Source organism: Streptomyces sp. NPDC043726 (genome assembly GCF_056436565.1).
Genome location: NZ_JBWKCI010000025.1, coordinates 1 through 12,182, shown reverse-complemented (window position 1 = coordinate 12,182; position 12,182 = coordinate 1). Strand labels below are relative to the sequence as shown.

Genomic DNA, 12,182 nt, shown 5'->3' with positions numbered 1-12,182 from the left:
TGTCCGAGGTTCGGATTTCTGCGTCACAGCGTCACCTGCGTCATTCAGCCGCCTGACCTGCGGTTTTGCGTGACGCAGGGCGCTGGGGGTGCGTCACGGGTGACGCAGGCTGTCCGTCCCGCGTGACGCGGTGACGCAGGTGTGACGCAGAAATCGCCGTCTGCGTCACGCCCGTCTGTGCAGGTCACGGTGCGGTTTCCATGATCGTGTGACGCTGTGACGCAGCGCTTCCCTACTTAGGAAAAGGGAGGGGTTCTGGTGGTGGTTTCAGGTGCGGCTCAAGGCGTGAAGAAGGAGCCGCTGCGCGGCACGTCCAACGCAGGGCGGCGCCCCGCCGAACACCAAGAGGAGCACCCCTGCCCCGGCGTGCTCCTCTTGCTTGTGCGGGTCAGGAGCCAGAAAAGCGCTGCTGTTCGTGCGCAGGTGGGGCTGCTTGGCGGGTCATGACGGTGTAGCGGCCCTCTCGGGTGCGTCCGAAGTCGATGAGGACGCCACGGGCCGCGAGTGTCGGCTGAAGCCGCTTGAGGCGGTCAGAGAGCACTTTGCCGGTGGTCGGCCAGCCTTTGGGCAGGGGGCGCAAGTCGTCCCCGCTGTAGACGCCGCTGAGGCAGTGCAGCCACTGCGTGGACGTCATCTGCTGCTCGGCTCCCACCTTCAGGCCGGCTGCATGCTGCAACACGGTCTGCGCCAGAAGGTCGCCCTCAATGACGTCGTCGTTGAGGTCGTCCAGGCTGGCCCGGTAGGCGGACAGGGCCCCGAGGCCGGTAGCCGCGTCGAGCTGCGCGCACAGGTGGGCGAAGTCCGCCATGCGCAGGTCGGTCGGTGTCTCCGCCTGCGCGGCGCGCACCTTCACGGTCAGGTCCAGCAGGGAGCCGAGAACGACCGGAAGGATCTCCGCGTACTCCGTCCATAGTTCCGCCTCGGTGCGCCGCACCTGGGGCCTGACGAGTCGGAGTGGGAGGAGGCGTTCGGCGAGGTCGGGGCGGATGACGCCGACGTCGATACCGGTCAGCAGCATGGGGCGCCGGTAGCGGGACCGGACGACATCTCCGTCGGTGAACAGCGCGCGCTTGATGCTCTCGGCTCCGGTGACGATGCAGCACATGAGGTCGGACAGGTCCGGGGACAGGTGGGAGAGGTTGTCCAGGGCGGTCACCCAGCCGGCAGCGACGGCCGTGATCATGTTCTCTTCGTCCTTCGGCGCCCGCCGCAGATCGCCGCTCATCCCCTCGATGATCCGCACCAGCATCCGGCCGCCGGTGGACTTGCCGGCTCCTTGGGGGCCGGTGAGGAACGGGGCGGGGACGGGCACGGACGGCTCCAGGCAGCCGATCAGCCACGCGATAGCCAGGCACTCCGTCTCGGCGCTGGCGAAGTTGCACAGCCGCAGCAGGAGATCAATGCCCTTGCCGTTGGTGTCCTTGGCGGGCAGGGGCAGTTCGCCGGTGAGCTGGGTGCGCCGCCAGCACACTTCCTGCGGATCGGGGACTGCAATGTCCCAGCGGCCCGGATGGATCCGGACGGACGTGCCGTCGTCCCGGCCCAGGTCGAGCCAGGTCGCGCCGTCGAAGCCGGGCGCCACGCGGATGTAGGTGGGCTGTACGTCCTCGGTGAGTGCGAGTGCTTCGATCAGGTCCAACGCCTCCTTCAGAGCCGTCCCGTTGAAGACACCCAGTCCGTCCCTGAACAGGCCGACCATGAGTTCCTGCCTGTGGCTCCCGGTCGTGCCCTGGGAGCGGATGGGGCGGGCCACGGGGTGGCCGGTGCGCTGCGCGTACACGGTCCCGTCCACGGTGCGGAAGTACCGGAAGTGGGCTTGCGCGTAGTCGGTGATGACCTTGCGGGCCGGGTCCTTCTCGTCGTCGGCCATGGTCACAGTCCCAACGTGGTCAGGGCGTTGGTCCACGCGTCGGTGCAGTGCCGGGGTGACTCACCCTTAGCCTGCGCGGCGGTGAACAGCCGTGCGATGTGCGCCTCGGTGAGGCAGCCGCACCGGCCGTGCGTCGACAGCACCGCGAGGAAGGTCCGGTACACGGTCGTGTGGATCGCATTGCGGGCCTCGGTGATGCGCTGCTCCGCCATGGCGATGCCACGTTCCAGGTAAGCGGGTGTGCGGTGCGGGCACTCCCCGCCACCGGACAGTGCGGGCGCGGTGAGAGCCTGTGCCTCCGGACGGACAATGGAGGGGGTCTTCACGGCCAGCTCGCGGACGATGGCCGGTAGCGCCGTGATGGTGCCAGTCCCTATGCCGAGCCACCGGGCGTACTGCATTGAGGACTTGATATCGATGCCCTCTCGAACGGCGTTCGCGGACCGCATGGTGCCCTGGTAGATCCAGTGTTCGCCCCTGGTGGTGCGCACGGTGCGGGTAGCGGGCAAGGCGTTGCGGGCCCATTCGACGGCCGCATCGTTGTCGAGGTCTACGACGGTCCATCCGGCGCCGCCGGGGTGGTAGGCGACAGCCTCGGCGCGGCGCCAGGCGCGCAACCACGGGCGCGAGGTGAGGACCTCGGGGTCGGTCGTGGCGGCGGCCCATGCGTGGCAAGGGGCGAGGCAGTAGCAGGGTCCAGCCTGTTTCATGTTCGGCCGCCCGCCGCAGGCGTTTTGAGCGCAGGCGCGGCAGTTGCCGAAGGGGACCTTGCCGTGCCGCAGGGGTAGCGGCGGGATACCCATTTCCGCGAGGTCGAGGGCGATGCGCAGGGTCTCGGGAAGCGCGGTCATCCGGCCACCCCCCGAGCCGGGGCGACATAAGCGAGCACTCGCCGGATGTCGGTGGGTTGCGTCATGCTGAAGGTCTCCAGTTCCCTGGTCGGATGCTGGCGAGCAAGGGCGGCCCCGAATCTTTGGCGAGACGAGGGGGCCGCCCTTGGCGTAGCTAGAAGGGCGGTTCGGCGCTGTAGGAGCGCTGGCGCCTCAACCACCGGGGCAGGGGCAGCAGGGGCATTGCCCACCCCGTCCAGCACGGGCAAAAGTCGAAGTCGCTACCGGCGTACTCGCCGGTGTCGTCGCCGTAGAAGGACTCGATGCTGCCCACCCCGTTGCAGTCGGGGCAGTCGGGATGGGGCGTGTCGGTCAAGCCGAGCGCCGGGCGGGGACAGCCCAGGATAGTGAGCCGGAGCCGGATCATGAGTGGCTGGCCTCCTGTGTCAGTGCTTGGGACGGGCGAGTCGGAGGGTGATGCCGCCGATGCCGATGGGTCCGGCGGTGGCGATGACCGTGATGGCATGGGCGGTGGCGTCGAGCAGTGCGCAGAGCGCGACGACCAGTCCCCAGCCGCCCATGGCGGCGGCGCCAGCGGCACCGAGCGCGATTACGACGCGGCGCCACGGCACGCCGCTCGGGGCGATTGTGTGGACGACGATCACGACCGGGGCGCCGGTGTCTTCGGCGCGGCGGTAGGCGTCGGCGGGGATGTGCGGGGCGAGGATTCCCGGCGGGTTGCCGGGCGTCTGGGAGTGCATGCGGAATCCCTTCCGGTGCTGACTCGGGGAGGCAGGGACACCCCCTTGCCGGGGGCGTGTGGAGGGGGTTACGGGGGTGCTGACCTGCGCGCCTCCCCGCCTCCCCGAAACGCTGTTTTCGCTGATCAACGCGGGGGAGGCGGGTTGGGGAGGCGGTTGGGGAGTTCTCCCCGCCTCCCCGGCGCGGACGGGTCTGCCTCCCCGCTACTGGGAGGTGGAAGCGGAACCGTCGGAGTCGCGGTTGGCGAGGGCGCGCAGGACGTGATCGCGGTGGACGACCATGCGGCCGTGGGACTTCTTCGGCTCCTCGCCCTCGGCCTCCAGCACGCGCTTGAGGTCGCCGTTGGTCCAGTCGCCGTAGGCGTCCGTGTCGAGCATCGCGAGCCGCTTGAGGACGTCGGTCGTGGGCAGTCGCGAGGCCTCGCCGATGGCGGCGGCGATGTCGGCGAGCGCATCGCGCTTCTCGCCCCGCTCGATCACCCGCAGCGTCGTCACGCCGTCGCGCAGAGCCTTGGCACGGTCGGCGATCTCGACGGCCGGCTCGTCGTCGATGAAGTGCGTCCGCACCGTGATGGACGCCTGGCCGGCGGGGATCGTGATGCCGTCGGACGCGACCACGAGGGTGCCCTTGTCCAACCCCTGGCGCAGCAGGTGCGGGGCAGCCCCACCGTCGACGGCCTTATCCCCGAGTGCCATGCGGGCCTGCGATTCCGTGCCCAGCACCAGGGACGCACGCGTGTGCGCGCCCTCGCGGACCAGTTTGGGAAGGTTCTGGTCGGTGGGATCCTGCGTGCCCTGCCACATCAGCACGTCGACCGCACGGCCCTGGTTGTGCACCTTGCGGACGGCCATGAAGTACCGGGACGTGGCCTTGGAGCCGCCATACGGGCGCTTGTCGTCGCCGACGACCGGGCACATGAACGCCAACTGCGCCTCGTCCACCACCACGATCAGCGGCTCGAACACGATGCTTGGATCGCGGCGGCGCTCCTCGATCCGCCGGTTCATCTCCGCTACCGCGTCCTCGACCATCTCGGTCGCCTGGATGACGTGATCGTCGGAGGGACCTTCGATCAGCACCTGCGCGATGCCCTCGAACATCGCCCAGTCACCGATGCCCTTGAGGTCAGCGATCCAGAACTGCACTGACCTGTCCAGGGCCAGCCACAGGGCGAGCGCGCGCAGTGCGGCGGTCTTGCCCTGATTGGACAGGCCAGTGACCAGCAGGTGCCGCTGATACAGGCTGAGCGTGGCGGCGTCGCCGCGCAGGTCCTGCCCCCACGGCGCCTTGCCCTTCTTGTAGTCGGCCGCCATGGTCTCGTCGGTGACCAGCGGGGACGGACCGATCGGCTCATCCAGCGCCCCCGAGTCGGCGATCCACAGCCGCACCGTGCGGGCCGCCTGCGGGATCGTGATGAACACCTCGTGCTCATGCCGGGTCAGGTTCTCCGCGAGCTTCCTGCGCCGCTTCTGCACCTCATCCGTCGCCACACCCGACGGCAGGGTGACGTCGACTTCCACACCGCATCCGGCGATGGTGATCGGCCCGAGCATGGACGCTCCGGCGTCACCCATCTCCTTGATGGCTGCCTTGAGCGGAGCGATGCCCAGATCGCGCAGGGCCTTCACCACGATCGACGGGGTGATCGGCTCACCCTCGCCCGACCGTACGTTCGCGGGGAGCGCCCACTGGGGTGCGGCCTGTTGTTTCCGGCCGACCGACCACAGCGCGAGCAGGGCGAGGAACGGGCCGATGGTGAGCGCGGGACCCCAGACGATCTGCACGATCCGGATCAGCGCGGCGATGAAGTCGATCGTGGCCGCGAGTGGGGTGATGACGTCGGTGGCGTCCTTGTTGTTGATGGCCATCACGATCCCGAGGGCGACCAGCGCGCCGACCCCGACACCCACGCCGACCCCGATGCCCTTCGCGGCCTCGACGGGTGAGTGCAGCAGGTCCATGCGGCGGCGGTGGCGTGCCTCGCGGAAGCGCTGAAGGCGGTCCTCCCATTCCTCGGCCACTTCGAAGTTCCCGGCGGCTTCGGCGGCGCGGAGCATGCGTTCGTAGCGGGCGCCGGTGCGGCCGTCCCAGGTGCGGCGGGCCACGATCCGGCCCCCGTTCCAGGTGTAGAGACTGTGCCGGGCGATAGTGCGGACCGTGGTCGTGGTCCGCTCATGAGTGGCGATCCGCTTCACTGCGCGCCCGGAGCGCACCCACAGCGGTATGGGCCGCGTCGGCGGGGCATCGGGGACGACCGTGAGCGAGGTCGGGGCGTTCTCGTCGGTGGGCTTGTGGAGGTGAATGACGTTCTCGGTCATGCTGGCAGTGCTCCTGACTACCCCTTCAGGGGCGGGAGTTGAAGGAAGGCGTGGCTGGTCAGAACCAGCGGGAAGACTTCTTCGCGGCCTTGGCGCGGGCGCCCTCGGTGATCAGGCGCTGGCGCTCGCCGTACAGGGCGGTCAGCTCTGCAGTGAGGCGGGCCTCGACGCTGGTGCCGATGGACTCCATCCGGTCCTCGGCACGCCCGGCGCTACGGCCCCGGGAGACGCGGTAGGCACCGCCCGCCAGGGCGCGGCTCATGTCGAGGCGTTCGCGGCTGGTCAGCGGCCACCACTCGCCCTTGCGAACGGCATCCAGCTTGCGGCGGGTTTTGTCGATTTCCTTGTCCAGGCGGCGGATGTCGGCGTTGCCCATCTCGTGATCCCTTCAGAAGGCGGGGTAGCGATGGGTCGTTACGGTGTGCGGCATGGGTGGGGAATCCGCGGCCTCTACGCGGCCGTGCAGGTGGTGTGATGTGCCGGTGCCGCAGCCGCGGGGTTGGTGGCGCAGGCGGCGGTATTGCAGCAAGCGGCACCGGCGCTGGTTTCGCTTCTGGGCGGCCCTCGCGCGGATCTTTGACGGCCTGTAGCCGGTCAGGTCATGCACCAGCCGGAGTCACAGCCGGGGTCGACGTCGTCGAACGGCAACGTGTCCACGCCGTCCGGGATCGCCGCACGCAGCGGCCGGTTGAACCGGGTCAGCCACACGTGGTCCTTGCCGAGTTCGTCGCGGCGGCGGTTGAGGAGTTCTTCGAGCCGGCACGCCTTCTCGAACAGCTCGGGTTCGTTGCGGCGCATGTCGTGCCAGGTCTCCGGCCGGTGGAACGGGCAGAACCAGCACGACGACTTCGGCGGCACCGGCAACCCGGCGCTGCGGATGATCCGCATGCAGTCGATGCGGCGGATCCCGCGTTCCAGCAGCGGGTATTCGATGACCTCGTGCGGCTCGCAGCGCCGCTTGTTCGCCCGGCCGATCTCATCGAGGCTGATGCCGATCCCGACCGTGGCAGGCGCCTCCTTGGTGGCGCCGCGGCGTTTGAGTTCGTCGCCAACGACCTTGATTTTGAACTGAGCCGTGCACGAGCGGGTGCCGGGGGCCCCGTTCGACATCCGAATGGGGATCTTCAGCGACCGCGACCCCTCCCGGGTCAGGTCCTGATACAGCGTGCGGACCTCACCCGTACGCTTCATCACCCTGTCCAACACGACCAGCTCAAGGCCGTTGGCGTGGGCGTAGGGGATGGCGTACTGACGCAGGTAGGCCAGGGTGCCGGGGTGCTCGGAGTCATCCCCGACGTTCGCCATCAAGAACGTGCGGTAGTCCAGCTCACCCCTGGCCGCGAGAACCATCGCGGCCATCGACTGCACACCCCCGCCAAAGCTGAACGACTTCACCACAGCCGTAGTCGGTGTGGTCACTGCGCCACCCCCACCGTGACCGTGCCGGCCCGCTCAGCGAGCAAGGCATCCCGCAGCATCCGCGCGTTCGCCGGGGACGTACGGATCGCACGGCGGATGCCCTCAGCGGTCACCTTGGCGTCCGGCCAATCGGCCGTCGCGCCACGCGCCTCATCGAGCAACTGGGCCTCGGTCCGCCGAGGGCGAGTCGACTTTGCCGACTCCGGGACACGGCCAGTTGCCCGGCGCGGCGGGGTCGACTCCGAGGCCAGCGCACGCCGCTCGATCGAGACGACCTCAGCCGATTCGGCGGTTACGACGTCGGGCACCCGCTCCATCTGCGCCGTGATCGGCGCGGGGGTCGATTCGGGCAGGTCAGCCGTAGACCGATTCCTCTTGGTCTCGGTAGATTCCTCCGCATTCGTGTCCGGAGTAGGGATCGGGGTGGGGCGGTGGTGCAGGACCTTGGCGACCAGGTCCGATCCGAAGTAGATCGACCCGACCGGTAGCGACGTGGCGAGCAGTACCAGGGCCCAGTTCGCCGGACCCCACTCCGCCAGGCGCGCCCAGTCGACCTCACGGTCGTGCAGTTCGGGCACCAGGCCGTGAACGTAGTTCAGGGCCAGCGAGGCGAGGGTGTAGGTGCCCAGCACCCGCAGGGCGAACTTCCTGGCGTCGTCGGTCAGTACGAGGGTGGCGACTAGGGCGAGCGCCATCAGGCCGTCGACGACGAACGGGTACAGCGTGGCGGCGGTGTCGTCCGCGCCAACCGCGTTCGCGATGTCCCGCAGCGCGTTCCACGAGACACGGAACGCCATGGCGACAACCGCGACCAAGGCCAGCACGAGGGCGGCGCGGCCCTTGCGGTGCAGGTTCATGCCGCACCACCGGGAAGCATCGCGCCGGCCGTGCGGTTGAGCAGCGCCACGCGGGCGGTGAGCGCCCGGCGGCGGGCCCGACGGATACGGCGGACGTCCAGCTCGGTCGGCGTGCGGTCGAGGGTGGCGATCTGCGCGTCGAGCAGGTCGACGTCCGCCAGGATCACGGGCATCTCGCCCTCGATCGCGTCCAGCTCCGCATCCGTCGGCTCAAGCCAGTCGGCGAACGCGGTAACAGCGTCCTGAACAGTGACGATGTGGCTCATGGGTCGTGGTTCCTCTCAGCAAGGGAACGGCCCGAACCGCGCCCCCGGTGTTCCAGCACCGGGGGCGCTTGCCGTTGTGAGTGACAGCCGCGCCAGATGCGCGGCACGGCCACTACGCGTGGCCGGAGTGCCCCGGGCGAGATTCGATCTCGCGCCCTCACGACTGAATGCCGGGGCGACGTGCGTGTCTCCTTCGGGGGTGCCGCGCCCGTATCAGGTAGCGCGGCATGACCCCGTTGTAGGCGTATGGAGACGCGACCTTTCGGTCTAAGCCCTCCCGAATGACCAGGGTCGGGGGCGCCCTCGGCCCGCTCTATCCCGGGCCCCTTGACCTCAATGCGCCCCGAAGCAAGGCGCATTGAGGTCCGGCACCCGCTGTTCGGCCGAACCGACCGGCGGGCACATCCATAGGGTTCCCTAGGGTTCTCTGCGGTGTCAAGCGGTAAGCTAGGGAACCTCAGGGATGTGACGACAAGGAGCGGAAGAAATGGCAGGCCAGGCCGACAATCGGGCGCCCTACGCGAGGATCGCCGCCCACTACACAGAGCTGATTACGTCTGGTCAGCTACAGCCAGGGACCCTCTTGCCGAGCATCAAGAACCTCTCGGAAGAGTGGAAGGTGAGTACGGCGACTGCCGAGAAGGCCCTGCGCAAGCTGCGCAATGAGGGGCTTGTCCGTGGCATCCACGGCATCGGTACCGAAGTGCTGGACCAGCCGGCTCCCATGTCGTCCGGGGCACAACGGCAAGACCGGGGACGTCGTACCGGGTCTAGCTGGGGGACAGGCGAGCGCTCCGACTCGCACCAGGCGGCCGTGGTACCCGCGCCCGATGAAGTGGCGCAAGCGCTGGACATTCAGCCCGGCTCCGACGTGGTACGCCGAAGCCGCGTCTACCGGGACCGGCACGGCATCGTCGCTCACAGCACGTCATGGATTCCCGCGCGGTACGGGAAGCTGATCCCGCAGCTAGCAGCAAGCGAGCGTCTGACCGGGGGAACGTCGCTCCAGCTCATTGCCCAGGCGACCGGCCACCCGATCAGCCACCGCATCGACACCGCTTCCGCGCGCCTGCTGACGCCGGAGTACGCACGACTTTTGGAGCTGGACCCTGACAACCCGCCTGCGGACCCGGTGGTCGTGATGACAGCCAAGTTCGTGGACAGCGAGAACAACACCGTGGAGTACGGCGTGGACCTAGGGGGCCCCGGCAGGACATGGCGCACAGAATCGGACGTCTCCCCGTGACAGTCGTGGATGACACCGCTTAGCGGGCTCGAAGACCGCCTGGAAGCACTGCTTACCGCCCGCAGGGCTGGCACAATCACGCCCGCAGCCGAAGCGGAGATGGCCCCCATCTCCCGAACCATAACGAGACCGATGCACCCACACCCGCCGTTCTGCGTCCTTATGGCCGGGCTCCCCGGCTCCGGCAAGACGACTCTTTCCCGGGCCCTCACCGCCCGTGGGTTCATACGACTGTGCCCAGACGAAGAGATGTTCCGCCGGCACGGCGTCTATGGCGTGGACTTCCCCCGGGGAGTCTTCCCCACCCTTGAGCGCCCCGTCCTCGAAGACGTGGCAGTCGACCTCCGAGAGCAGCTCAAGGCCGGGCACGATGTCGTCGTTGATCACGGCTTTTGGACCCCGGAGGACCGAGCGAGGTGGCGAGCGATCGCCACCGACGCCGGCGCCACTCCTGTACTCGTCTACCTAGCGGCCAACCATGACGACCTGTGGGCGAGGATCAGCAAACGCAACGAGTTCCACGCGAATGATCCCAACTCGATCTACTTCTCAGAGAGCGACCTACAGCGGTACCGCAACCGCTTCATCCCTCCGCAGGCAGACGAACCGCATCTGCTATACGACGGTGACCCGGCGTCCGTGACCGCAGCCCTCGAAGCCTCGCGCCCTTAACTCTTGGAACGCCGAATGAATGATCCTGGATTGTTTTCCTCTCTGGCGAGAGGAAGGCAGGCCGCAGAAGATCACATGAATTTCATGTGGAACAACGGGGATTTTTGGCACGAGCGAACCGTGACTCACACCCTGTTTCAGCATTCCGCACCCCATGTTCGCCCGATCGAGTTCACACAGAACCAGGAGGGTGAGCTTGGAGCCGACTGGCTATGGTGGTGGATAGATCCATCTGGTGACTGCTTTGGGATGTTGGTGCAGGCGAAGAGCCTGAAGCGTGAGCGAGGAAAATGGTATGTAGACTTCAACTATCGAGGCGGGCATCAGATTGCGCGCCTAATGCAAACAGCTGCGCACTTTGAAGTACCCGCCGCATACGTGTTGTACTGCGGCGATTTCTCCTATCGAGCGGATTTGACGTGCGGCTCGAAAGCACATGACGCCACCTGCGGAAACTGCTCACGTGCTGGCGTTTCCATCATTGACGGATTCGGGGCAAAAAAGCTATCGATGCTCCCCGAATCGGTAGGTGTCAACGCTTTTCAATTTTCGTCGCCCCTCGAAGATATCGCTGACCCAAACTACAGCACAGATTGGCTCTCCAAGCCAATCGGTCCAGTCCTGCGAGATTTCGTTACTGGCTCGCATTCCGGCGCCCGCAAAGTGGCTCTGCGGATATTTCAGCTAGCTATGCGAACAATGATTTTTGCCTATGCAGGACCAGCTTGGCAAAAAGTCGATGCACTTTCACCGTACTTCCTTCAGGGGTGGCGAAGTGAGGTTCCGCCGTATGTCCGCGACGCGATGGCAGGAGAGTTCATTTCTCCGGAGATCAGTGGCAATGTCGCGGGGATCGTGGTCCTTCAGCTCTGAGAGACACCTCGGCCGCTCGTAGAGCTCTCACCCAAGTTGCTTCGAGACGAAGCGGCCGTGCCCCCATATACGGATGGTTGCTGGCGGGGGATCGACGCGCCAACCCAGTAGCGCGCGGCGCACCTCTAGCCAACCAAGTGCAGGCGGCGCACAGCGAGAGCGGGCTTACGCCGGTCAAGCCGCACTGGGATGTGCAGATCCGGCCGGCCGTGAGAGCCGTCTTGGCACAGCTGGGCACGCGTGCCTGCCGCGACGTGGGGCGACTCGCTGGCAACCCAGGTCCCTGCGCCAGGTCTTCCCGGGCCCATGAGCGGAACCGGTCCCGTGAAACGCGCTACTCTCGGACAGTTTTGGGACGCTGGCGACGGCCCCATCCCTCTGAGCTGGGGGAATGACCTCCACACCCCGGAGGAGTAGGCGCCGATAATATACGGCCGTCCCGGACGAAATTTTGGCATCGTTGGACACGGGAGTCGGCTCATTGCCACGCTCTTGTTGTCCCAAGAGGCGGACACGCGTCGTAATAACGTCTTAGGGGGGCCGGTGCGACGTCACGGATTCAATGACCCACACATGGCAAACGGACCTTTGCAATCCTGGCTGCTGGCGGAGAAGCGGCGGAGTGGTCTGAGCTTCAGCCAACTAGCCACACTGACATTCGTCTCGAAATCTTCGTTACAGCGGGCAACGCGAGGGTTTGAGTTGCCCAGTCGACAGGTGTTCGATGCTTTCGTTAGTGGCTGCGCTGCGGATCCCGACGTCGCTGAATCGGAGTGGCGAACGGCCACGGCGATGCGTCAGTATTTCCTGGGGCGCAGGATGTACTCAATCCGCCCCGAGAATGTCACAAGTCACGTGGAATTGCGGGAGGCTCTTCAGGACCTCATTGATCGACATGGGCTCAGCCTTCGGCAGATTGAAAAGCTGACTGAAAAGCGAAATGGGAAACTGCGGCGCAGCACATTGAGTGACGCGGGTCACGTCCGCTGGAGTGGTGTATCGACGGCCACTCGGTGATCTCGGTTTGAGGCTATGCGGTGAGTTCGGTCGGGAGGACGGTCTCGTCGGT

At 67.0% G+C, this 12,182-nt stretch carries 13 protein-coding genes; 4 read left to right on the top strand and 9 right to left on the bottom strand.

From position 1 onward, the window contains the following. Window positions 1-388: 388 nt before the first annotated feature. The 9 genes from AC068Z_RS41230 to AC068Z_RS41190 all read right to left on the bottom strand — a co-directional run bounded on the left by AC068Z_RS41230 (window position 389) and on the right by AC068Z_RS41190 (window position 8,322). Window positions 389-1,870 carry an ATP-binding protein gene (locus tag AC068Z_RS41230; RefSeq protein WP_478568711.1) on the bottom strand — a complete coding sequence of 494 codons (1,482 nt, stop codon included), beginning with the start codon at window positions 1,868-1,870 and terminating at the stop codon, window positions 389-391. Window positions 1,871-1,872: 2 nt separating this feature from the next. After that, on the bottom strand, window positions 1,873-2,721 hold the full coding sequence (locus AC068Z_RS41225; RefSeq protein WP_478568569.1) for a bifunctional DNA primase/polymerase: 849 nt from the start codon (window positions 2,719-2,721) through the stop codon (window positions 1,873-1,875). A 154-nt stretch (window positions 2,722-2,875) separates the two neighbouring features. Continuing rightward, on the bottom strand, window positions 2,876-3,076 hold the full coding sequence (locus tag AC068Z_RS41220) for a hypothetical protein (protein ID WP_478568566.1): 201 nt from the start codon (window positions 3,074-3,076) through the stop codon (window positions 2,876-2,878). Window positions 3,077-3,146: 70 nt separating this feature from the next. Beyond that, window positions 3,147-3,461, bottom strand: coding sequence for a hypothetical protein (locus tag AC068Z_RS41215; RefSeq protein ID WP_478568563.1), 315 nt, complete (start codon window positions 3,459-3,461; stop codon window positions 3,147-3,149). Between the two features lie 204 nt (window positions 3,462-3,665). Further along, window positions 3,666-5,780, bottom strand: a complete 2,115-nt coding sequence (locus AC068Z_RS41210; RefSeq protein ID WP_478568560.1) for an FtsK/SpoIIIE domain-containing protein — start codon at window positions 5,778-5,780, stop codon at window positions 3,666-3,668. 58 nt (window positions 5,781-5,838) lie between these two features. After that, window positions 5,839-6,156: a hypothetical protein gene (locus AC068Z_RS41205; RefSeq protein ID WP_478568557.1), complete on the bottom strand. Its 318-nt coding sequence runs from the start codon at window positions 6,154-6,156 to the stop codon at window positions 5,839-5,841. Between the two features lie 218 nt (window positions 6,157-6,374). Then, window positions 6,375-7,178, bottom strand: a complete 804-nt coding sequence (locus AC068Z_RS41200) for a phosphoadenosine phosphosulfate reductase (protein ID WP_478568554.1) — start codon at window positions 7,176-7,178, stop codon at window positions 6,375-6,377. Window positions 7,179-7,195: 17 nt separating this feature from the next. Beyond that, window positions 7,196-8,056 carry a DUF2637 domain-containing protein gene (locus tag AC068Z_RS41195; protein ID WP_478568551.1) on the bottom strand — a complete coding sequence of 287 codons (861 nt, stop codon included), beginning with the start codon at window positions 8,054-8,056 and terminating at the stop codon, window positions 7,196-7,198. Next, window positions 8,053-8,322, bottom strand: a complete 270-nt coding sequence (locus AC068Z_RS41190) for a DUF6284 family protein (RefSeq protein WP_478568548.1) — start codon at window positions 8,320-8,322, stop codon at window positions 8,053-8,055. Before AC068Z_RS41190 ends, AC068Z_RS41195 begins: the two co-directional genes overlap by 4 nt. A gap of 487 nt (window positions 8,323-8,809) precedes the next feature. Here AC068Z_RS41190 and AC068Z_RS41185 point away from each other — a divergent pair, with 487 nt between their 5' ends. The 4 genes from AC068Z_RS41185 (at window position 8,810) to AC068Z_RS41170 (ending at window position 12,130) form a co-directional block, all read left to right on the top strand. Beyond that, the gene (locus AC068Z_RS41185) at window positions 8,810-9,568 is read left to right on the top strand and encodes a GntR family transcriptional regulator (RefSeq protein ID WP_478568545.1); all 759 of its coding nucleotides are present in this window, start codon (window positions 8,810-8,812) and stop codon (window positions 9,566-9,568) included. Between the two features lie 9 nt (window positions 9,569-9,577). Further along, entirely contained in the window at window positions 9,578-10,240 is a 663-nt protein-coding gene (locus AC068Z_RS41180) for a P-loop nucleotide/nucleoside kinase family protein (protein WP_478568542.1), read from the top strand. A 15-nt stretch (window positions 10,241-10,255) separates the two neighbouring features. Next, window positions 10,256-11,113: a hypothetical protein gene (locus AC068Z_RS41175; protein WP_478568539.1), complete on the top strand. Its 858-nt coding sequence runs from the start codon at window positions 10,256-10,258 to the stop codon at window positions 11,111-11,113. 573 nt (window positions 11,114-11,686) lie between these two features. After that, window positions 11,687-12,130: a helix-turn-helix domain-containing protein gene (locus AC068Z_RS41170; RefSeq protein WP_478568536.1), complete on the top strand. Its 444-nt coding sequence runs from the start codon at window positions 11,687-11,689 to the stop codon at window positions 12,128-12,130. Window positions 12,131-12,182 lie beyond the last annotated feature (52 nt).

Coding starts and splice junctions, on each gene's coding strand:
- AC068Z_RS41190 (WP_478568548.1), bottom strand. CDS start 8,322: ATGAGCCACATCGTCACTGTTCAGGACGCTGTTACCGCGTTCGCCGAC.
- AC068Z_RS41205 (WP_478568557.1), bottom strand. CDS start 6,156: ATGGGCAACGCCGACATCCGCCGCCTGGACAAGGAAATCGACAAAACC.
- AC068Z_RS41210 (WP_478568560.1), bottom strand. CDS start 5,780: ATGACCGAGAACGTCATTCACCTCCACAAGCCCACCGACGAGAACGCC.
- AC068Z_RS41170 (WP_478568536.1), top strand. CDS start 11,687: ATGGCAAACGGACCTTTGCAATCCTGGCTGCTGGCGGAGAAGCGGCGG.
- AC068Z_RS41195 (WP_478568551.1), bottom strand. CDS start 8,056: ATGAACCTGCACCGCAAGGGCCGCGCCGCCCTCGTGCTGGCCTTGGTC.
- AC068Z_RS41175 (WP_478568539.1), top strand. CDS start 10,256: ATGAATGATCCTGGATTGTTTTCCTCTCTGGCGAGAGGAAGGCAGGCC.
- AC068Z_RS41230 (WP_478568711.1), bottom strand. CDS start 1,870: ATGGCCGACGACGAGAAGGACCCGGCCCGCAAGGTCATCACCGACTAC.
- AC068Z_RS41215 (WP_478568563.1), bottom strand. CDS start 3,461: ATGCACTCCCAGACGCCCGGCAACCCGCCGGGAATCCTCGCCCCGCAC.
- AC068Z_RS41180 (WP_478568542.1), top strand. CDS start 9,578: ATGACACCGCTTAGCGGGCTCGAAGACCGCCTGGAAGCACTGCTTACC.
- AC068Z_RS41225 (WP_478568569.1), bottom strand. CDS start 2,721: ATGACCGCGCTTCCCGAGACCCTGCGCATCGCCCTCGACCTCGCGGAA.
- AC068Z_RS41185 (WP_478568545.1), top strand. CDS start 8,810: ATGGCAGGCCAGGCCGACAATCGGGCGCCCTACGCGAGGATCGCCGCC.